The sequence below is a fragment of the Kocuria arenosa genome (assembly GCF_042879215.1).
GTDB classification, from domain to species: Bacteria; Actinomycetota; Actinomycetes; order Actinomycetales; family Micrococcaceae; genus Kocuria; species Kocuria arenosa.
Genome location: NZ_JBHZTA010000003.1, coordinates 191,705 through 211,696, shown reverse-complemented (window position 1 = coordinate 211,696; position 19,992 = coordinate 191,705). Strand labels below are relative to the sequence as shown.

22 protein-coding genes are annotated in these 19,992 nt (G+C 73.7%); 15 read left to right on the top strand and 7 right to left on the bottom strand.

Features of this window, described 5'->3' with window-relative positions:
- Both ACFYE3_RS07025 and ACFYE3_RS07020 read left to right on the top strand, forming a co-directional pair.
- On the top strand, positions 1-156 hold the full coding sequence (locus ACFYE3_RS07025) for a zinc transporter permease (protein WP_368833739.1): 156 nt from the start codon (positions 1-3) through the stop codon (positions 154-156).
- Between the two features lie 83 nt (positions 157-239).
- Positions 240-557 carry an ArsR/SmtB family transcription factor gene (locus ACFYE3_RS07020; RefSeq protein WP_387607406.1) on the top strand — a complete coding sequence of 106 codons (318 nt, stop codon included), beginning with the start codon at positions 240-242 and terminating at the stop codon, positions 555-557.
- 24 nt (positions 558-581) lie between these two features.
- On the opposite strand, the gene ACFYE3_RS07015 is transcribed toward ACFYE3_RS07020, so the two are convergent.
- The gene (locus tag ACFYE3_RS07015; protein WP_387607404.1) at positions 582-1,007 is read right to left on the bottom strand and encodes a hypothetical protein; all 426 of its coding nucleotides are present in this window, start codon (positions 1,005-1,007) and stop codon (positions 582-584) included.
- 133 nt (positions 1,008-1,140) lie between these two features.
- Between ACFYE3_RS07015 and ACFYE3_RS07010 the strand changes: the two genes are divergently transcribed.
- The 4 genes from ACFYE3_RS07010 to ACFYE3_RS06995 are packed head-to-tail and all read left to right on the top strand — an operon-like array spanning position 1,141 to position 6,172.
- Positions 1,141-1,971 (top strand): ATP-binding cassette domain-containing protein, encoded by an 831-nt coding sequence (locus ACFYE3_RS07010; RefSeq protein WP_387607402.1) that lies wholly within the window; start codon positions 1,141-1,143, stop codon positions 1,969-1,971.
- The gene (locus ACFYE3_RS07005; RefSeq protein ID WP_368833743.1) at positions 1,968-2,744 is read left to right on the top strand and encodes an ABC transporter ATP-binding protein; all 777 of its coding nucleotides are present in this window, start codon (positions 1,968-1,970) and stop codon (positions 2,742-2,744) included. Before ACFYE3_RS07010 ends, ACFYE3_RS07005 begins: the two co-directional genes overlap by 4 nt.
- Before the next feature lie 60 nt (positions 2,745-2,804).
- Positions 2,805-4,355: an ABC transporter substrate-binding protein gene (locus tag ACFYE3_RS07000; protein ID WP_387607400.1), complete on the top strand. Its 1,551-nt coding sequence runs from the start codon at positions 2,805-2,807 to the stop codon at positions 4,353-4,355.
- Positions 4,352-6,172, top strand: coding sequence for an ABC transporter permease subunit (locus tag ACFYE3_RS06995; protein WP_387607398.1), 1,821 nt, complete (start codon positions 4,352-4,354; stop codon positions 6,170-6,172). Before ACFYE3_RS07000 ends, ACFYE3_RS06995 begins: the two co-directional genes overlap by 4 nt.
- 147 nt (positions 6,173-6,319) lie before the next feature.
- Here the strand turns inward: ACFYE3_RS06995 and ykgO are convergent, their stop codons facing one another.
- Both ykgO and ACFYE3_RS06985 read right to left on the bottom strand, forming a co-directional pair.
- On the bottom strand, positions 6,320-6,442 hold the full coding sequence (gene ykgO, locus ACFYE3_RS06990; protein WP_387607395.1) for a type B 50S ribosomal protein L36: 123 nt from the start codon (positions 6,440-6,442) through the stop codon (positions 6,320-6,322).
- A 101-nt stretch (positions 6,443-6,543) separates the two neighbouring features.
- The gene (locus ACFYE3_RS06985) at positions 6,544-7,620 is read right to left on the bottom strand and encodes a GTP-binding protein (RefSeq protein WP_387806087.1); all 1,077 of its coding nucleotides are present in this window, start codon (positions 7,618-7,620) and stop codon (positions 6,544-6,546) included.
- Positions 7,621-7,740: 120 nt separating this feature from the next.
- On the opposite strand from ACFYE3_RS06985, the gene ACFYE3_RS06980 reads away from it, so the two are divergent.
- The 7 genes from ACFYE3_RS06980 (at position 7,741) to ACFYE3_RS06950 (ending at position 13,313) form a co-directional block, all read left to right on the top strand.
- Positions 7,741-8,562, top strand: a complete 822-nt coding sequence (locus tag ACFYE3_RS06980) for a metal ABC transporter ATP-binding protein (protein WP_387607391.1) — start codon at positions 7,741-7,743, stop codon at positions 8,560-8,562.
- 2 nt (positions 8,563-8,564) lie between these two features.
- On the top strand, positions 8,565-9,485 hold the full coding sequence (locus tag ACFYE3_RS06975) for a metal ABC transporter permease (protein WP_387607388.1): 921 nt from the start codon (positions 8,565-8,567) through the stop codon (positions 9,483-9,485).
- Positions 9,486-9,487: 2 nt separating this feature from the next.
- Positions 9,488-9,877, top strand: coding sequence for a Fur family transcriptional regulator (locus tag ACFYE3_RS06970; protein WP_387607386.1), 390 nt, complete (start codon positions 9,488-9,490; stop codon positions 9,875-9,877).
- A gap of 74 nt (positions 9,878-9,951) precedes the next feature.
- The gene (locus ACFYE3_RS06965; protein WP_387607384.1) at positions 9,952-10,971 is read left to right on the top strand and encodes a metal ABC transporter substrate-binding protein; all 1,020 of its coding nucleotides are present in this window, start codon (positions 9,952-9,954) and stop codon (positions 10,969-10,971) included.
- 227 nt (positions 10,972-11,198) lie between these two features.
- Positions 11,199-11,411 (top strand): hypothetical protein, encoded by a 213-nt coding sequence (locus ACFYE3_RS06960; RefSeq protein WP_387607382.1) that lies wholly within the window; start codon positions 11,199-11,201, stop codon positions 11,409-11,411.
- A gap of 13 nt (positions 11,412-11,424) precedes the next feature.
- Complete coding sequence (locus ACFYE3_RS06955) at positions 11,425-12,132, top strand: response regulator (protein WP_387607380.1); 708 nt, start codon at positions 11,425-11,427, stop codon at positions 12,130-12,132.
- A complete protein-coding gene (locus ACFYE3_RS06950) occupies positions 12,129-13,313 on the top strand; it encodes a sensor histidine kinase (protein WP_387607378.1) in 1,185 nt (394 codons plus the stop codon). The genes ACFYE3_RS06955 and ACFYE3_RS06950 overlap by 4 nt, the downstream gene beginning before the upstream one ends.
- A gap of 76 nt (positions 13,314-13,389) precedes the next feature.
- Here the strand turns inward: ACFYE3_RS06950 and ACFYE3_RS06945 are convergent, their stop codons facing one another.
- The 3 genes from ACFYE3_RS06945 to ACFYE3_RS06935 form a co-directional block, all read right to left on the bottom strand.
- Positions 13,390-14,628 (bottom strand): heparan-alpha-glucosaminide N-acetyltransferase domain-containing protein, encoded by a 1,239-nt coding sequence (locus tag ACFYE3_RS06945; RefSeq protein ID WP_387607376.1) that lies wholly within the window; start codon positions 14,626-14,628, stop codon positions 13,390-13,392.
- A gap of 310 nt (positions 14,629-14,938) precedes the next feature.
- On the bottom strand, positions 14,939-15,985 hold the full coding sequence (locus ACFYE3_RS06940) for a hemolysin family protein (RefSeq protein WP_387607374.1): 1,047 nt from the start codon (positions 15,983-15,985) through the stop codon (positions 14,939-14,941).
- The gene (locus tag ACFYE3_RS06935) at positions 15,982-17,385 is read right to left on the bottom strand and encodes a hemolysin family protein (RefSeq protein ID WP_387607373.1); all 1,404 of its coding nucleotides are present in this window, start codon (positions 17,383-17,385) and stop codon (positions 15,982-15,984) included. Before ACFYE3_RS06935 ends, ACFYE3_RS06940 begins: the two co-directional genes overlap by 4 nt.
- Before the next feature lie 219 nt (positions 17,386-17,604).
- Between ACFYE3_RS06935 and ACFYE3_RS06930 the strand changes: the two genes are divergently transcribed.
- Both ACFYE3_RS06930 and ACFYE3_RS06925 read left to right on the top strand, forming a co-directional pair.
- On the top strand, positions 17,605-17,979 hold the full coding sequence (locus ACFYE3_RS06930) for a hypothetical protein (protein ID WP_387607370.1): 375 nt from the start codon (positions 17,605-17,607) through the stop codon (positions 17,977-17,979).
- Between the two features lie 185 nt (positions 17,980-18,164).
- A complete protein-coding gene (locus tag ACFYE3_RS06925; RefSeq protein ID WP_387607368.1) occupies positions 18,165-18,704 on the top strand; it encodes a hypothetical protein in 540 nt (179 codons plus the stop codon).
- A 48-nt stretch (positions 18,705-18,752) separates the two neighbouring features.
- On the opposite strand, the gene ACFYE3_RS06920 is transcribed toward ACFYE3_RS06925, so the two are convergent.
- A complete protein-coding gene (locus tag ACFYE3_RS06920; RefSeq protein ID WP_387607366.1) occupies positions 18,753-19,976 on the bottom strand; it encodes a chorismate-binding protein in 1,224 nt (407 codons plus the stop codon).
- Positions 19,977-19,992: the final 16 nt, after the last annotated feature.

Genomic DNA, 19,992 nt, shown 5'->3' with positions numbered 1-19,992 from the left:
ATGGCCGATCACGACAAGCAGGCCGAGCACACCGTGGCGGACCACGCCCACGGCGAGGACTGCGGGCACGAGACCGTGCAGCACGAGGACCACGTAGACTACCTCCACGACGGCCACAAGCACGCTCTGCACGAGGACCACTACGACGAGCACTGAGTCGCTCGATCTCGCCGATCTCGAGAAGCCTCTGCTCCGTGCAGGGCTTCTCGCCCATTCCCCCGGCTGCGTCGGAGGACGTGATGCGCGCTGAGCGTGCTGAGCTCGAGGCGGCCGCCTGCCTGTTCAAGGCCCTGGCCACCCCGGCCCGGCTGCAGCTGCTGTGCCTGCTCGCCGAGGGGTCGGCGACCGTCTCCCGGCTGGTGGAGCTCTCCGGGCTGTCCCAGCCTTTGGTGTCCCAGCATCTGCGCATCCTGCGCGAGACCGGCCTGGTGATCTCGACCCGGCACGGTCGCGAAGCGGTGCACGCGCTGGCCGACACCCACGTCTCCCACATCGTGGCCGACGCGGTCGCCCATGCCGCCGAGCCGGCGGCCGTCCCGGAGGTTCCCGAGCACTGACCCCGCCGCACGGGCGGTGCTGCGTCAGTGGGTGCGGCGGGAGACCGCTGGAGGCGGGCCGAAGCCGCTCACGGCCTCCCGCAGGAGTTCCGGTGCGTCGTGCTCCGGCTGGTGGATCCGCTGCGGTCCGCCGGCGGCCACCCAGCGGTTCAGTGCCTGCGCGCGGCGCTCCTCCTCGAGCCCGCTCAGCCACACGGTAGGGCCGACCCTCCCGCTGGGTCCGTCCCGCCGTGCCACGGCGACCAGTGAGGCCATCTCGCACCGTCCCATGCACGGGGACGAGATCAGGACGGCTCCGGCCGTGCCCTTCACCACCTCCTGGAGATCCTCCACCTGCTCGGGTGTCCCGGTCAGCCGGCGCAGGCCGGCGCACCGGTGGCCCTGGCACACCGCGACCAGCGGGCCGCTGGCGTCGGTTCTTGACCTGCTCGGAGTGCGCTTGCGGGTCATGGGACTGCCTCCTGGATCGATGCACCAGATCGCGTGTCGACGGACGCGTGGCGTGGTCTCCGCCGAATTAGTAGTTGAGAATGAAACTCATTACTATGAGAGCTTGTTGAGGCCGGTTTGGCAAGGGAGAAGCATGCGCAGTGGGACCGGAGTGGACGTGCGGGGACTCGGCGTCGCCGTGGCCGGGCGGCCCCTCCTGCATGGAGTGGACCTGCAGGTGCAGCCCGGACAGCGGGTGGCCCTCCTCGGCGCCTCAGGCTCGGGAAAGTCCCTGACGGTGCTTGCCCTGCTAGGACTGCTCGGACCTCAGTTCGACGTCCACGGCTCCCTGCGGGTCGCCGGCCGTGAACTGCCCTGGCGCCAGGCGCCAGGGCGGCGCCCGGGGATGGCGGCGGTCTTCCAGGACTCCCAGGCCGCCCTGAACCCGGTGGTGCGCCTGGACCGGCAGCTCCTGCCCGCCGTGGCCCGTCGACGGCGGATCGGCGCGGCGGCCGCCGTCCAGGTGATGGAGGCGCTGCTCCGTGAGGTCGGCTTCGAGGACCCGGAGCGAATCCTGCGCGCCCATCCCTCCCAGCTCTCGGGTGGGCAGCGGCAGCGTGTGTGCCTGGCCCTGGCCATGGCCGCGTCCCCGGACCTGCTGGTGGCCGACGAGCCCACCACGGCCCTGGACATGATCAGCCAGCGCCATGTCGTCGAGGCCCTGCGCCGCTGCACGGGACCGGGGCGCAGCGCTCTGCTGTTCATCACCCACGATCTGGCGGTGGCCGCCGACCTGTGCGACACCGTCGTCGTCCTGGAGCGGGGCCGGGTCGTCGAGGCCGGTCCCGTGCAGCAGGTGGTCCGGTCGCCCCAGGCGGCGTTCACCGTGTCCCTGGTCGCCGCAGCTCGCGCCGGGCTCCGGCCCGAAGCCGCTCCGATGAGTGCGGCTCAGTCGGGTGCGGCGCCGCTGGGCGTTGCGTCGTGAGCCGGTCGGCAGCCCCCGCCACCATGCTGCGCGGCATCGGGCTCACCAGGACCTACCGGACCCGCTCCGGCACCGTGGCCGCGGTGCGCGGCGTCGATCTGGTGGTGCGCGAAGGCGAGACCCTGGGCCTGGTGGGTCCCTCCGGCTCGGGCAAGTCCACGCTGCTGTCCCTGCTGCTGGGCGTGGAGCGCCCGGACCGGGGCGAGGTCCTCTTCAACGGCGCGCCCCTGACCGGCCGGCAGCGGATCCGGCGGGCCCGGCAGGCCGTGCAGTACATCCCGCAGGACCCGGCGTCCAGCCTGGACCCGCGGCGCAGCGTCGAGCGCCAGCTGCGGGAACCGCTGCGGCGCTTCCGCGTCCCCGGCGACCACCTGCGCCTGGTGCAGGACGCCCTGGAGCAGGTGGGACTCGGTGCCGAGCACCTGGCCCGGCACGCCCACGAGCTCTCCGGCGGCCAGGCCCAGCGCGTGGCGATCGCCCGGGCCCTGGTGACCGGCCCACGGATCCTCCTGGCCGACGAGGCCGTCAGTGGGCTGGACCTGCCGCTGCGCAACCAGGTGCTGGAGCTCCTGAAGGACCTCCACGTGCGGGGAGGCCTGGGGCTGCTGTTCATCTCCCACGATCTCACCGCGGTCCGTTCCCTGTGCGACCGAGCGCTGGTGCTCGACCGCGGGCAGGTGGTGGAGGAGGGGCCCACCGACCGGCTCCTCGAGACGCCGCGCCACCCGACGACACAGGAGCTGGTGGATGCCGTCCCGCGGCTGTCCGTCTGAGGCCCGTACCCCTGAGATCTCCGCCGCCCCATCCACCGATCACGACGAAAGGGTCCTCTGATGCCCCCTCGCCCCACCGCTCCCCGCCCCGCCCCCCGCCGCGCCGGCCTCGGCCTCGCCGCTGTCAGCCTGCTGCTGCTCACCGGGTGCTTCTCCGGGGGCTCGGACACCTCCTCCGCCGGGGGAGCCGGCGGCTCGACCGACGCCCGGATCGAGCTGGCCATGCTGCAGCCGCCGCGCTCGGGGCTGTCCCCGCTGAGCGACGACGCCTTCAAGCTCTCCCGCTGGTCCACCGCCGAAACCCTGGTCCGGCTGGACGAGGCCGGGGAGGCGCAGCCGATGCTGGCCACTGAGTGGGAGCAGCTCGACGACACCACCTGGTCCTTCACCGTTCGCGACGGCGTCACCTTCCACGACGGGACCGAGCTCACCGCGGAGAACGCCGCCGCCTCCCTGGCCCGGGCGGTGGAGGCCGAGCCGGCCCCGCGCATCCTCGACGGGGTGGAGATGAGCGTGGCGGCCGAGGGCGACACGGTGCGGGTCACCACCGCCGAGGCCGATCCGCTCGTGCCCCAACGGCTGTCCAGCCCGCAGCTGTCGGTCCTGGCCCCGGCGGCCTACGAGGGGGACACCGTCACCCCGGTGGGCCACGGCACCGGGCCCTTCGAGCTCACCGCCGTGGACGGCACCTCCGGGGCCACCCTCGAGCGCTACGACGACTACTGGGACGGCGCCGCCGCCGCGGCCGGCATCGACGTCTCCTTCGTGCCCGACGGCACCGCCCGGGCCGCCGCGCTGCGCACCGGGGAGTCGGACGTCGTCGAGGCCGTGCCCGTGGGCCAGGCCGCCCAGGTGGAAGAGGACCTCCTGGCGGAGGTGCCGATGCCGCGCACCAACACCCTCTACCTCAACAACGAGGACGGGCCCTTCGCCGACCCCGCCCTGCGCGCGGCCGCCCGCGAGGCCCTGAACCCGCAGACCGTGGTGGACGGGGTCTACGAGGGCCGGGCCGACGTGGCTGCCGGGCTGCTGGGACCGGCGATCCCCTACGCCGCGGAGGGCAGGGACGCCGACGCCTACCGCGAGCTGCTCGCCGACCGCGCCGAGGCCGGGGACCCGGCCGGACAGAAGATCACCATCGGCACCTTCACCGACCGGGCCGAGCTGCCCGAGGTCGCCGTCCAGCTCCAGCAGCAGCTCGAGGCCGCTGGGTTCGAGGTCGAGCTGGAGGTGCGCGAGTACCAGTACATCGAGGCCGACGCCCTGGACGGCGACTTCGACGCCTTCATCCTCTCCCGGGCCACGGTGCTCGACTCGGGGGATCCGGTGGCCTACATGGTCAGCGACTTCGGCTGCGAGGGCTCGTTCAACCTCTCGCAGTTCTGCTCCGAGACCGTCGACGACGCCCTGACCGCCGCGGAACAGGCCACTCCCGGCGAGGAGCGCCAGGAGGCCATCATGGCCGCCGAAGCGGCGATCCTGGCCGAGGACGCGGCGATCCCGATGCTCCACGAGCGCGTCATCCAGGGGGAGCAGAGCGGCGTGGAGGGTGCCGCCCGCGACCCGCGCGAGCGCGAGCTCATCACCGCTGAGACCACCGTCGCCGAGTGAGAGGACGGGGAGGGGCGGCGGCCCTGATCTCCCGCGCAGCGGCCTTCGCCGCTGTCGTCGTGCTGATCGGGGCCCTGCCATGGCTGTCGGGCAACAGCCCGGAGTACACGGTCCTGCGCGCCCGCTACGCGGACCGGCCGGCCACCCCGGAGGTGCTGGCCCAGATCCGGACCGAGCTGGGCCTGGACGGCGGTCCGATCGCCGTGTTCGCCGACTGGGCGTCGGGGGTGCTCACCGGAGACTTCGGCACCTCCTGGATCAGTGGGCGCCCGGTCCTGCCCGGCGTCCTGGAAGCCATGGGGGTGTCCCTGACCCTGATGGGCGCGGCTCTGCTCGTCGCCCTGCCCGTGGCCGCCCTGACCTGCGTGCCCACCGTCCGCAGCGGGCTCGCCGGGCGCCCCGCCCGCGGGGCCGGTGCGGCGGCCGCCGCACTGACCGCTCTGCCGGAGTTCCTGCTCGCGGCCGTGCTGCTGATCGTCGTGGCCGTCTGGGCGGGCTGGCTGCCGCCCTACGGGTGGCAGGGCCCCCAGCACGTGGTGCTGCCGGCCCTGGCGCTCGGCCTGCCTGCGGGCGGACTGATCGGCCGGCTGCTCTCGACCGCGCTGGCGGGCGCCTTCACCGAGCGCTGGGTGCACACATGGGCCGTGGCCGGGCACTCCCGGCCCCGGATCGCGCTCGCGGCGCTGCACCGGGCCCTGCCCGGAGTGATCGGGCAGATCGCCCTCGTCGTCGTCGGGCTCACCGGAGGAGCGGTGCCGGTCGAGGAGGTCTTCGCGATCCCCGGCCTGGGCCGGACCCTGCTCGGGGCCGCCGCGTCCCAGGACATCCCCGCCCTGCAGGCCGGGGTGCTGCTCCTGCTCGTTGTCGCCGGGACCTGCGGGGTCCTGGCGGCCTTGGCCCGCCGGGCGCTGCTGGGGCCGGCCGCCCGCTCCGGGGACCTGCCCGTCCCCGGGCCGCCCCCGGGCCGGCGCCGGTCCTGGTGGACGGTGCCGACCGTCTCGGGTGCCCTGCTGCTGGGACTGATCGTCGCCGGGCTGCTCCGGGACCCTTACACCTCCGCCCACGGGAGGCTCGAAGCGCCCTCCTGGGCGCTGCCCCTGGGAGCCGATGCCGCAGGACGCGACGTGCTGGCGCGGGTGGGCCACGGCGCCCTGGACACCCTGGGCCTCGCCCTGGTCGTGGTCGCCGCCTGTCTGGTCATCGGCCTCGTCGTCGGGGTGACCGGGGTGTGGTCCACCGGCCCGATCGAGGTCACCAACGCGGCACCGCCGATCATCGCCGGCATCCTCGTCGTGGCGGTGGCCGGCCCCTCGGCCGCCGGGGCCGCCCTCGCCGTCACCCTGGTGAGCTGGGCGCCGTTGGCCGCCCACACCGCCGCCCTCGTCGCCGAGATCTCGGCCCGGCCCTACGTCCGGGTGCTGCCCCTGCTCGGCGTGGGCCCGGCCCGCGTCCTGGCCGGAACCGTCCTGCCCACTCTCCTCCCGGAGGTGACCCGGCACGCCATCCTTCGACTGCCCGGCACCGCCCTGGCCATCGCCGGCCTCGGGTTCCTGGGCTTGGGGCAGCAGCCGCCGAACCCGGAGTGGGGGCTGCTGCTCTCCGAGGGCATCGGCTACGTCGAACGCGCCCCGTGGACCGTGCTCGGCCCCGCAGGTGCCCTGGTGCTCGCCTCCGTCCTGGCCGTCTCCCTCTCCAGCGCCGACGTCGCGAGACGGGCGACACGTGGCGGGGTGGGAACTGCCGCCACGGTCCCCGTTCCGGATCCCGGCCAGGAGCCGACGGGGGCCGCCGAGCCGGTGGGAACGGTGCGGGGCTGAGCCTGGCGGTGCGGCCGGCGCTCGGACGGCCGGCGCCGGCAGCTCATGACGGGCGGGCTCGCCGGCGGGCGGTGTCCCGCCGCAGCAACAGAACGGCTGCCGCCGGACCGAGGTCCGGCATCGGCCGTTCGTCGTCGGGAGCCGGGCTCAGCCCTGGCGGGCCTTCATGCACGGGTTCTTCTTGTTGATCACGAAGGTGCGGCCGCGCCGGCGGACCACCTGGGCGCCGGGGACCTTCTTCAGGGCGCGCAGCGAGTTGCGTACTTTCAATCCGTCCTCCTGATTGTCGTTCTGGACATCGTTCTGAATGTCGTTACTGCTCGTGGTGCCGGGGGATCCGGTGCGGATCCCCCGGCGGATCCCCCCGGGGTTCAGCTCGGGGAGCTGATGCCGAAAGGATCGGCCAGTCCGGTGATCCCGGACCGCATCTCCGCCTCGGTGAGCTGGCACGAGGCGAGAAGTCCGGTCATCTCGGCGGCGTCGAGGTCCTCGCCGGTGGCGGCCAGCACGGTGGCGTGCACCCCGGGACCTGCCGGCACCGCGTGGCCCCCGGACGGTCCGCGGTGCTGCTCCACCGGCCACGGTCCGGTGTTCTCGAGCCACACCCGAGGTCCGATCCCCTGCACGAGGATGCGGTACTCCGGGGCCACGGCCAGCCAGACGAGCCCGCGCAGCCAGCAGCAGCCCGCCGCCAGGGCGGAGAGGGCGTGCTGGAAGCGCTCCGGGTGCAGCGGGCGCTCCACCCGCTGCACCACGGTGGTGAACGGCGAGGACGGCGCGCCCCGGGACGGTTCCAGGCACCCGGAGGCGGCGCGGTGCAGGGCCTCGGCGGGACGGTGCCGCCCCGGGCGGACCTGGGAGCCGTGCTCGACGACGTCCGCGTGCCGGGCCAGCTCCCGCAGCAGCCCGACACCGCGGGCGCGCTCCTCGGCGCCGACGGGCACCAGATCCGGGTCGGCCAGCAGCACGGTGTCGTTGAAGGCCAGCTCCCCGACGAGGAACTCGCCGGGCGTCCGCTCGTCCCCGTCCACGGTGGTGCAGCCGGCCTCGGCCAGGGTCTGCCCGTCCCAGATCTGGTCCTCCACGGAGGCCGATGCGCAGGCGAGCACGGCCGCGTCCACGGTCGGTGGCGGGCCCATGAGGCTGCTCAGCGCGCGGGCTGCCGTGGCGGTGGGCACTCCTGGGGGCAGCCCCACGACCACGTGCTCCTCCCCGGCCCCGCACAGGCGGTCGAGGGCCGGCACGAGGTCGAGCCGGACGGCGCAGCTGGGGCAGCCGTGCTCCAGCGACGTCGTCACCCGTTCCGCGGGGGCGCCCGGCCGGAACGTCCGGCGCACCACCGCACCCTCGTCGAGCAGGTCCTGCACCAGCACGACGGCACGCGGGAAGGCGTCCGCGAGGGACTCGCAGGCCCGCTGACGGCTCAGGGCGTCCAGGGAGCTGACCATGACAAGATGCATGCCCGCCACCCTGCATAAGAATGATTCTTAAAGAAAGGACGGAAGGTTCGGACTACGGGGTCGAACGCCGAATTGACCATCGTTCTCATATTCTTGAGAATGGATCTCATGAAACCTCGATCCACTCCACCGGTGACGGCCCCCGAGGACCGCTCGGCGATCCGCACGGAGGACCTCACCGTGGTCCTCGGCGCCGCTCCGGTGCTGCGGGGGGTGGATCTCACCGTGGACGACGGCGAGGCCGTGGCCCTCATGGGCGGCAACGGCTCCGGGAAGTCGACCCTCATCAAGTCCCTGCTCGGCATCGTGCCCATCACCTCCGGCGAGGCCCGGCTGTTCGGCGCCGACGTCACCGGCGCGCGCCGGGCCGTGCCGTGGTCGCGCATCGGGTACGTCCCCCAGCGCGTCGGCGTGGGCGCCGGGGTGCCGGCCACCGCCCTGGAAGTCGTCGCCTCGGGGCTGACGGGACACCGGCGCCTGCGCCCGGGCGCAGGTGGCGGGCGCGCGTGCCTCGACGCCCTGGAGCAGGTCGGCCTGGCCGACCGGGCGCGCGAGAGCGTGGCGATCTTCTCCGGCGGCCAGCAGCAGCGGGTGCTGATCGCCCGGGCACTGGTGCGACGGCCCCGGCTGCTGCTGCTGGACGAGCCCCTGTCGGGAGTGGACCAGGTCTCCAAGGAGGCCATGGCCCGCATCCTGGCGCAGCTGCAGGCCGACGGCACCACGCTGCTGGTCGTGCTCCACGAGCTGGGCGAGCTGGCCCCCCTGCTGGACCGCGCCGTGGTGCTGCGCCAGGGACGCATCGTCCACGACGGCAGCCCCCCGCTGCCGGCCCCGGGGCACGACGCCCCCGACCACGAGCACCTGCACCCCCACGGGGACGCGCCCTCCGCCGTTCCCACCGCCCCCGATCTCCACGGAAAGCCGCAGTGACCATGATCGAGACCCTCGCCGCCATGCTGGCCAGCCCGCTGATGCAGCGCGGTCTGCTGATCGCCGCCCTGGTGGGGATCTCCGCGCCCGTGATCGGCACCTACCTCGTCCAGCGGCGCCTGGCCCTGCTCGGTGACGGCATCGGCCACGTGGCCCTGACCGGGGTGGCCATGGGCTGGCTGGCCGGCTCGGCGGCCGGACTCACCCCGCACGACGTCCTCGCCGTGCCCGGGGCGGTGGTCGCGGCCGTCATCGGCGCGGTGCTCATCGAGGTGATGCGCACCAAGGGGCGCACCAGCGGCGACGTCGCGCTGGCCCTGCTGTTCTACGGCGGCATCGCCGGCGGCGTGCTGCTCATCGGGCTGGCCGGCGGCACGTCGGCGAACCTCACCGGCTACCTCTTCGGCTCCATCGCCACCGTCACCCCCCTGGACGTCTGGCTCACCGCCGGGCTGGCCGCGGTGGTCCTCGGCCTCGGGCTCGGCCTGCGCCCGGCTCTCTTCTCCCTGTGCCACGACGAGGAGTTCGCCCTCGCCACCGGGCTGCCGGTCCGGGCCCTGAACATCCTGGTGGCCGTCATGGCCGCCCTGACCGTGTCCGTGTCGATGCGCGTGGTCGGCGTCCTCCTGGTCTCGGCCGTGATGATCGTCCCGGTGGCCGTGGCCCAGCTGGTCACCCGCTCCTTCGCCGGGACCATGGGCACGGCCATGGCCGTCGGGGCCGGGGTCTGCGTGACGGGCCTGTCCATCACCTACTTCCACCCGCTGTCCCCGGGGGCGACGATCGTGGTGCTGGCCATCGCCTGCTACGTGCTGGTCCTGATCGCCCGGCCCCTCCTGGGGCGCACCCGCCGCCACGGCGGACCGCACGGCGCGGATCGCCTCCACGACATCGAGGACGACCTCCAGCTGCGAGGAGCATGACCATGTCCCGGACCACCCGACAGCGCTCCGCCCTCACCGAGCTGCTCGAGCGGACCCCCGAGTTCCGCTCCGCCCAGCAGCTCCACGCCATGCTGGGGGAGCAGGGGGAGCCCGTCTCCCTCGCCACCGTCTACCGGAACCTCAACGCCCTGGCCGAGACCGGAGAGGTCGACGCCCTCGCCGCCCCGGGAGGGGAGACCCGGTACCGCCGCTGCCGGCGCACCGAGCACCACCACCACCTGGTGTGCCGCCACTGCGGGCACACCGTGGAGGTCGCCGAGACCCAGGTCGAGCGGTGGGCCACCCAGACCGCCCGCCGGCACGGGTTCACGGAGGTCTCCCACGCCATCGAGCTCCACGGGACCTGCGACGCCTGTCGGCGCGCCACCTGAGAATCCGCCCACCCTGGGGTCCGCCCGCGGGGGAGTTTTGACAACGATTCTCAGATTGACTGAGAATTGTTCTCATGACCCTGTCTCGTGCTCTCACCGTTCCGCTGTCCCTGGCCGCCGCACTCGCCCTGGCCTCCTGCGCCTCCGGCTCGGCCGACCCGTCGGCCGCCGGGGAGGGATCGGGTGAGGCGCTGAGCGTGCAGGCCTCCTTCTATCCGTTGCAGTACGTCGCCGAGCGCGTCGGCGGGGATCTCGTGGAGGTGGAGTCGCTGACCCCGGCCGGGGCCGAGCCGCACGACCTGGAGCTGTCCCCGGCCGCCGTCGACGGACTGCGCACCGCGGACGCCGTCGTGTACCTCTCCGGGTTCCAGCCGGCGGTCGACGACGCGGTGGCCCAGGCGGCCCCCGAGCACGCCCTCGACGCGGTGCACGCCGGGGTGGAGGGCGAGGAGTCCCACTCCGCCGAGGAGCACGGATCCGCGGAGGAGTCCCACACCGAAGAAGCCCACGGCGACGCGCCCCCGGCCGGGGAGCAGCAGGCCGACGGCGCCTCCGGTGACGACGGGCACGGCCACGACGGGGAGGATCCGCACTTCTGGCTGGACCCGGACCGGCTCGCCGCGGTGGCCACGGAGGTCGCCCACGAGCTGGCCGAGGTCGACCCGGACAACGCCGCGGCCTACGAGTCCAACGCCGAGCGGCTGACCACGGAACTGGCCGCCCTGGACGAGGAGTTCACCGAGGGGCTGGCCACCTGCGAGCGGAAGACGATCGTGGTCTCCCACGACGCCTACGGGTACCTGGCGGACAAGTACGACCTCGAGCAGGTGTCCATCGCCGGGCTCGACCCCGACACCGAGCCTTCCCCGGCCCGGCTGGCCGAGATCGGCGAGGTCGTCGAGGCCGAGGGCGTCACCACGGTGTTCTCGGAGTCCCTGGTCAACCCGAAGGTCGCCGAGACCCTGGCGGCCGAGCACGGCATCGAGACCGCGGTGCTGGATCCGGTGGAGGGCCAGACCGACGAGAACGCCGACTACCAGCAGGTCATGCGCAACAACCTGGAGGTGCTGCGCACCGCGCTGGACTGCGCGTGAGGCGGTGAAGCCGCCTCCTCGGGTCCTCGGGGCGCACCGTCCGGGGTAGTCCTGAGGAGTGCGCCCCTGCGCCGGGACGGGAGTCCGGTGACAGGGTGGGTGGGCGCCACGGCCGGGCCGGTCGGCGGCCGTGCCGACTGTGGTCGCCGCGATCGGGACCCGGGTCGCGACGGTCTCCTGGCCGCAACAGCCACCGCGCACCGGCTGGGTGGAGGAGGATGGGGGGCGTGGACACCACGACTGAGACCACCGCGGGGCTCACCGCCCTGCGTCACGAGGTGGCCCCGGAGTATCCGGCGGCCGCGACCGCGACGCTGCGGATGCCGGCCGAGCCCGCCCGCCTGCACCTGCTGCGGTCGCTCACCCACGGAGCACGCAGCGTCCTCCAGTTCCCCCGGGCCAACGGCGCGCCCCGCACGGTCCTGCGCGGGCGCCGCTGACGAAGGAGCCGACATGTCCTCACTCCCCACGGGCCGCGTCCTGGTGGTCGACGACGAGGTCGATCTGGCCCAGCTGGTCGCGGGCTACCTGCGCAAGGCGGGACTCGAGGTCGCGGTGCGCCACGACGGCACCGAGGCGGTGGCCGTGGTCCGGGAGTTCGCCCCGGACGTGCTGGTGCTGGACCTGGGACTGCCCGGGACCGACGGCATCGAGGTGTGCCGCCAGGTGCGGACCTTCTCCGACTGCCACGTGCTGATGCTCACGGCCCGCGACGACGAGGTCGACAAGATCGTGGGCCTGTCGGTGGGGGCCGACGACTACGTGACCAAGCCGTTCAGCCCGCGCGAGCTCGTGGCCCGGGTCCAGGCCATGCTGCGCCGGGCCCGCACCCGCCCCGCGCCCACACCGGCGGGACAGGAGCTGGTGATCGGGGACCTGGTGGTGGACGAGGCCGCCCGGGAGGTGCACCTGGGCGGGGAGCCGGTGGTGCTGACCCGGATCGAGTTCGACCTGCTGGCCGCCCTGGCGGCCCGCCCGCACCTGGTGCTCTCGCGCCGGCAGCTGGTGGAGATGGTCTGGGACACCGCCTGGGCCGGGGACGCGCACCTGGTGGACGTGCACATCGGGCGGATCCGCAAGAAGCTCGGCGACGAGGCCGCCAGCCCGAGGTACATCCACACCATCCGCGGGATCGGCTACCGGATGGGCACCGGGCGATGAGGTCCGTCGTCACCGGCCGCACCCGGCCCTGGGAGTCGCTGACCGTGCGGCTGATGCTCGCCCAGACCGCTGTGCTGCTGATCGGTCTGCTGATCGTGGTCGTGACTGCGGTGCTGATCGGGCCGGACATGTTCTACGACGAACTCATCGATGCCGGGCACGCCGATCAGGCCGACGGGCTGGGGCACCTGGAAGACGCCTTCCAGTCGGTGACCCTCACCGCCCTGTCCATCGGCGGGATCCCGGCGCTCTACATCGCCGGGATGCTCACCTTCTACCTCTACCGCACCATCAGGCGGTCCCTGGACTCCTTCAGCTCCGCCGCCGGCGAGGTGGCCGCCGGCAACTACGACGTGCGGGTGACCTCGGCGAAGCTGGGCCCGGAGTTCGACTCGCTGGCCTCGTCCTTCAACGAGATGGCGGCCAAGCTCGCCTCCGTGGACGCCACCCGCCGGCAGATGCTGGCCGATCTGGCGCACGAGATGCGCACCCCGCTGGCCAGCCTCAAAGGCCATCTGGAAGGCATCGAGGACGGGGTGGTCGCCCTCGACGAGCACACCACCGGGATCCTCCACGCCCAGATCACCCGCCTCGAGCGCCTGGCCCGCGACATCCGCCAGCTCACCGCCGCCGAGGAAGGCGTGACCCGACCGCAGCTCACTCCTCAGAATCCCCAGCACCTGGCGGCCCAGGCGGTCGCAGCGATCGAACCTCACGCCGCAGGCAAGGGCGTGTCGATCACCTCGCTGAGCACCGGCACGGAGGTCGCCTCGCTGCCGCTGGACCCGGAGCGGATGGGCCAGGTGCTGAGCAACCTGCTGGAGAACGCCCTGCGCCACACCCCACCCGGGGGCACCATCACCCTGCACACCGGCCACACCCCGGAGGCGGTCACCTACACCGTCACCGACTCCGGGGAGGGCATCAGTGAGGAGCACCTCCCGCACGTCTTCGAACGCTTCTATCGCGCCCACACCGGCCGGGAGGCCCACCGCGGCGGCTCGGGGCTGGGGCTGGCGATCAGCAAGGCCCTGGTCGAGGCCCAGGGCGGAACACTGGAGGCCGCCAGTGCCGGCCCCGGGCGCGGGGCCAGTTTCCGGATCCACCTGCCCCGCCACCGGCCCACCGGCGGAGCCCCTGGGGGCACCGGGCCAGGAGGTCCTGGGAACGGCGACGTCTGAGAACGACGACGGGCCGTGCCCGCCACCACGGCAGTGGAGCACGGCGGTGGGCACGGCCGGTGGGGTGCGGCGTCGGCTACCCGTGCGAGGTCCCGGAGGTCCCGGGGGTTCCACCGAGCACGAGCCGGCGGGTGCCCTTCACGCTGAGCCCGATGACCCGCTCGAGCGGGCCCTGGCCGAGGGCCCGGTGCCAGGCCACCGCGAACAGTGCCGCGACCGCCAGGTGGATGACGTACCACAGGTAGGGCTGGTCGTCGTGGGCCTCGAAGGACAGGGCCACCAGGTGGGCGGTGTAGAGGGTCAAGGTCATCGCGCCCATCGCCGCCAGCGGCAGCAACCAGGTTTCGGTCTTGCGGGCGATCAGCAGGAGGGCTCCGAGCACGGCCAGGCCCACGCCCAGGCTCGCCGCGATCGCCAGCGGGGTGTTGGTGTGCGGAGTGGCGATCGCCAGCCACCACACCGTCTCGGTGGGCAGGGAGTCCGGGCCCCACACCAGGGCCTCGGCCAGCTCCTCCTCCCCCATCGAGGAGGCGTCCAGCAACCGCTGGTAGCCGCCGAAGGCGTGGAGCAGGAAGGAGGAGGCAGCCCGGGCGAAGATCGCCACCCCGAGGCCGACGACGAGCAGCCGGAGCTGGACCTCCTGCTGGCGCAGGTTCAACCGGCCCAGCCCCATCCCGACCAGCAGATAGGTCATGTACGGCAGAGCCGGGTAAGTGCCGGTCAGCAGCAGTTGGGAGATCGTCCCTGCCGGCTCGCCCACCAGGTCGGCGAACATGGGGTTGGAGGAGCTCGACTCGGGGAGCGCATCTGCCAGGCCCTGCATCAGCAGCGGCCCCGTGAGGCAGAAGACCGCCGCGCAGCCGAAGAGCACGTTCGGGCCCGCGTGCAGGAACGGGACCGCCAGCAGGAAGAACACCCCGTAGTAGATCAGGATGTTGTCCGCCGGGGCGTCTGCGGGCATCAGCGCCCCGATCCCCAGCCCCACGACCGCGATCAGCGCCGCCCGCACTGCCAGACCGATCCGGTCGGCGGTCATCGTCGCGCCGTCGTGCGGGTGGCGCCCGCCGGAGGTCAGCGACAGTCCGACCCCGGCCAGCAGGGCGAACAGCGCCGCCGAATCCCCCGAGAAGATCAGGTACGACCAGGTCGGTTCGTCCGTCGCATCGTCATGGTCGGGCAGGATGTGCACCGATATCAGCCCGATCAGTGCCAGTCCCCGGGCCGCGTCGATGCCCACCAGCCGTCGCGTCGGTCGTATCAGTCCATCGTCCGGCCCCGCTGGATCGGTCTTCGCCGCCCGTGACATCGTGCTCATGACTCCCCCTGCTCGTGCCGGCTCTCCCGAAGGCCGGTGCAGCGTGCGGCCCATGGGGCCCCGTCCATGGCCCCGGGACGTCCGGAGCCGATCTCCCTCCAGGGTCTCCGGCACGCTTGGCGCTGACCTCGCGGGATCCTCACGATTCCGTCAAGACTTCGACGGGTCCCGTCGTGAACCTTCCCCTCCACGGCTCCCATCCACGGTTTCCCTCCACGGCGGGAGGGGAGGCGCCACGCCGTGGCGCGGGCCCCCGAGCTCCTGGAGCGGAACCGGGGCCTGCACCTGGGCGGGGGCTGTCCCGCGGGTGCTAGCCGGCCTGGAGCTTGCGGCTGTCGTCGCGGATCTGCCCCACGAGCTCCTCGAGCATGTCCTCCAGGGTGACGATGCCCTCGACCTTGCCGCGCTCGTCGAGCACGAGGCCGAGGTGGGCCCCGGAGTTCTGCATCAGCGTCAGGGCCGCGCGCAGCGGCATGTCCCGGTCGATCGTGGGCAGGGCGCGGATCAGGGACGGGTCGATCGGGGTGTCCCGGGCGGCCTCGTCGATCTCGATGAGGTCCTTGACGTGCACGTACCCGGCGAGCTCCCCGAAGACGTCGAAGACAGGGAACCGGGAGAACCCGCCGGCGGCCACCGTCTCGGCCTGGGCGGGGGTGACCCCGGCGGGCAGGGTGGTGACCCTGTCCAGCGGGATCACGATCCCGGTCACGCTGCGCTCCTCGAAGGTCAGGGCCCCGAGCAGCAGGCGCTCGTCATTGGCCTCCAGCAGGCCGCCGTGGCGGGACTCCTCGACCAGGGCCGCGACCTCGTCGCGCGTGAACACCGAGGTGACCTCGTCCTTGGGCTCCACGCGCAGCAGCCGCAGGATCCCGTTGGCGATGCCGTTGAGCACCCACAGCAGCGGGCGCAGCACGGTGACGATGCCCACCAGGACCGGCGCCAGGACCATGGCCATGCGCTCCGGGCCGGCCAGGGCGATGTTCTTGGGCACCATCTCCCCGAACACCACGTGCAGGTAGGTCACCAGGGACAGGGCGATCGCGAAGGCGATCGGGTGCACGAAGGCCTCCGGGACGCCGATCGCGCCGAAGGGCACCTCGAGCAGGTGGGCGATGGCCGGCTCGCTGATGTAGCCGAGGGCCAGGGAGCAGATGGTGATGCCCAGCTGCGCGCCGGCCATCATCAGCGAGACGTTCTCCATGGCTCCCAGGGTCACCTTCGCGGCCCAGGACCCGGACAGCGCCCTGGGCTCGATGATGGTGCGGCGGGCGGAGATCAGGGCGAACTCCGCCCCGACGAAGAACGCGTTGGCGCCCAGGAGCACCACGGTCAGGATCAGGCCGGTGACCTCGCTCATCGGGTCACCTCCTGGCTGTGCGCGGCGGCTTCCACGGCGCGGCCCTCCGGGGCGTCCGCGGGGGTCGTCCCGTCGCCGGGGCGGTGGACGTGGGCGTGCAGCTCGGTGATGCGGTGGGCGTCCAGCGCGATGACCTCGAAGGTGATCGTGGCCTCCGGTTCTCCGGGCACGGGGGTGGCCGCCACCGTGACCCGGTCCCCGACCTCGGCCAGACGGCCCAGGTGCAGGGTCACGAGCCCGGCGAGGGTCTCGTAGTCCTCGTGCTCGGGGACCGCCACCGCGAGGTGCTCGGCGGCCTCGTCCGGGCGCAGGGCCGCCGAGAGGTCCCAGGACCCGTCCGGCTCCACCGTGACGGGTTCGGGCTCGGGGTCGTGCTCGTCGCGGACCTCTCCGACGAGCTCCTCGACCAGGTCCTCCAGGGTGACCAGTCCGGCGGTGTCGCCGAACTCGTCGATCAGCACCGCCATCTGCAGGCCGCCGGCGCGCAGGGTGTCCATCAGCTCGTCCAGGGCCACCGTGTCCGGGACGAAGGTCACCTCGTCCATGACCTCGTCCACGGTCACGGCGGTCCTCTCGCGGTAGGGCACGGCCAGGCCGTGGCGCACGTGCACCTGGCCCAGGACCGCTCCCTCCCCGGCGTCGAGGACGGGGAAGCGGGAGTGCCCCGAGGCCTTGGCCGTGGCCAGCATCTCGTGCACGGACGCGTCCGGGGCCAGGGTGGTCATCTGACCCCGGGGGGTCATCACGTCGTGGGCGCGGCGGTCGCCGAAGGCGAAGGAGCGCTCGACCAGCTCGGCGGTGGCCGCGGCCAGCGCCCCCCGTTCGGCGGAGTGGCGCACCAGCCCGGCGAGCTCCTCGGGCGAGCGGGTCGAGGCCAGCTCCTCCTGCGGCTCCACCCCGAGGGCGCGCACGATGCGGTTGGCGTTGCCGTTGAACAGCCGGATCGGCCAGGCCAGGGCCTTGGTGAAGCTGCGCTGGAACCCGCTCACCGCACGGGCGGTGGCCAGTGGCCTGGAGATGGCCAGGTTCTTGGGCACCAGCTCCCCGAAGATCATGGTCAGGCCGGTCGCCAGCACCAGCGCCAGGGCGATGGAGGTGGAGCGTGCCGCCACCGGGGACAGCCCGGCGTCGGTGAGCGGGCCCACGATCAGGGCGGCGATGGCCGGCTCGGCCAGGAACCCGATGCCCAGGTTCGTCACGGTGATGCCCAGCTGCGCTCCGGAGAGCTGCGTGGACAGCGTCTTCATCGCCCGCAGCACCCCGCCCGAACGGCGGTCGCCGGTGGCCGCGGCGGCCTCGACGTCGTTGCGGTTGACGGTGATCAGCGAGAACTCGGCGGCCACGAAGGCCCCGCAGGCGGCGATCAGGGCCACCCCGACGAGGATCGACAGGACTTCCATCAGCCCCACCACCTCGTCACATCTGCACGGCCCGAAGGCCGGGGTCTGTCACAGGGCGCGTCGCAGTGGGCGCTCATGATCTCCGTATCTCACTCGTGCACAGGGCGGCCCAGCTCCAGGCCGCAGGAACCAGCAAATCTAGCAACCCCAACCATGAGAAGCCTGGGAAAGATGAGAATTCTGTGAGATGCCGCCCGGCCCGCCACTAAGCTCGGGGCCGTGACCGGACTCAGCGGAGCGGCTCTGCTCGAAGTCTCCAGCGCCGCCGCCACCAACACCGGTCTGGCCCTGCTGGCGGCGGCCCTGATCATCCGCTGCCTGCACGCCCGGTGGCACCGGACCGAGGCGATCCACGTCCTCCGGGACGGAGCGCACTGCCTGCGCTGGCACACCACCCGCTACGAGATCCACGAGGAGCCCTGGCACCCTCCGCCGGTGACCGCGCCCGCTCCCGGGACCGATGTGGTCGTCTGGTTCCACTCCCTGCACCCGGAGCAGTGGAGGCTGAGCACCCCGCACCGCCCGGCCTGGGTGCTGGCGGTCTGCGGGGCGGGCCTCCTGCTCCTGGGGCTGCTGATGCCGGTGCTGCAGTAGGCCGTCCCCCAGCACACCGTGATCCGCTGCCACCGAGCTGCCGTCTCCGGGCACCACCGCGGTTCCCCGGCTGCGCCGAGCGTGCCGGAGCGGGACCGGGCACCGGCGGCGTAGCGTAGAGCGTCCGGGCGCGACCGCTTCGTCGTCGTCCCACCGCCCCGCCGCACCGCTAGGAGACATCGCCCGTGGAACCCCTGCCGCTGGAGCCCCTCACCCGCTTCCTGACCGTGGAGCACGCCGCGGACCTCTCCGGGCTGGCCGCGCGCATCCCGGGCTCGGGCTTCCTCTGCTTCTACCCCAACGACGAGGAGTACACGGGCTTCGTCGACGCGACGGGCCGGCTGTGGCTGCGCGGCGACGACGCCACCCCCGCCCGGGAGCTGCTGGAGGTGCTCGAGCCGCCGTTCCGGATCGCCTATCCGGTGGCCCCGGCCGTCACCGGCGACGAGGAGGCGATCGTCTCCGCCGGGGTGCTGCAGACCCCCGAGGAGCTGGAGGCCTACCGGGCCCGCTTCGCCGACGTCGAGGGCGAGGCGGACCTCGACCACCAGGCCCACGCCGTGGACGCCGTGGGCCAGCACTGGACCCTGATGGCCGGCACCGAGTCGGGGGAGGTGCTCGCCCTGTGCTTCGGCCGGGACGAGGCGGGCGTGCCGTTCTCCGAGCAGACCACCTTCACCGCGGAGTCCCTGCCCCTGCCGGTCACCGTGGTGGAGCTCGACTGAACCCGGTCCCCGGTGACCGGGAGCGATTCCCCGCCCGGGCGTGACCGGTCAGGCGGCGTCCGGGACCGCGGCGGCCCGCTCAAGGGCGCCGGCGGCCGCGAGCGCCGCGCGCACCGTGCCGAGGTTCGTCGCCGTTTCGGCCAGGGCGCCGTCCACGGTGGCGGCGGCGTGGAGCTCCGCGGCCGCGTGCAACCGGGCCTGCGTGCCGTGCAGGTGGACGCTGCGCAGGACCGGCACCCACTGGCCGTGCCCGGCGGCGTCGGTCCAGCCCACGAGGCCCGCGAAGGCCCCGCGGGGCCGCGGCTCGAGCTCACGGATCAGGGACAGGGCCTCCCGGCCCGGGGCGCCGCAGCCGGCGGCGGCACGGTGCAGCGCCACCGCCGCGTGCAGCGCGCTGGTGCCGCGGTGCAGCCGGCCGGTGAGCCGGGTCGCGAGGTGCCAGGCGGCGTCGGTGCCCAGCACGCTGGGCTGCTCGGGCACGTCCAGGGACGCGGCGTGCGGGGCCAGGCGGCGGGCCAGGTGCTCGACGACGTGCTGGTGCCGCCGGCGCGCGGCGGGGGAGCGCAGCAGGGACTGCTGGGCGGCCGCGTCGCCCGAGACCGTGAGGTGGCGCGCGGCGCAGCCGGTGTGGGGGTGGGCGGCGAATCCGGTCGGCCGGACCTGGGCCGTCAGCTCCGGGCCCGCACCGAGGACCGGGCCGCCGCCCCGCGGGCGCACCAGGAAGGCGTGGCCGCCCGGGGCGCGGGCCACCAGCTCCTCCCACAACCGGTCCAGGTCCACGGGGGCGGGGAGCCGGAGGTCCAGCGCGCGGGCCAGCACCAGGTGCTCCGCGGCGCCGCGGCCGATGCGGTCCAGGGCCTCGGCGAGCGCCTCGCGGTGGTCGGCGTCCGGCGCCGGGGCGGAGGGCACGAGCTGCCGCGCCGGGGGCACCGGGGCCGTGGGCGCCGGGCGGGGCGCCCACGCAGGCCGCTCGGCGAGGAACAGGTCGGCCGGCTCGTCCGGGTCGAAGGGGATGGCGCCGCACACCACCGGACGGGCGGCGCCGCGGCCCCGGTCGCCGGACACCTCGCGGGTGAGCTCGTCGAGGCGGGCCAGGACCGCGTCGACACCGCCGTCCGTGATCCGTTCCGCGGGCAGCTCCCGGTCGCGGCGGGCGAGGAGGATCCCGTGGCGGCCCGCGAACGCGAAGTCGCCGTCGACGCCGGGACCCCGTGCGTCGCCCCGGTGGTGGGGCGCAGGCGTACCGGCGGGGGGCGTGGTTCCACGGAGCATGGGCGGAGCCTTCGGT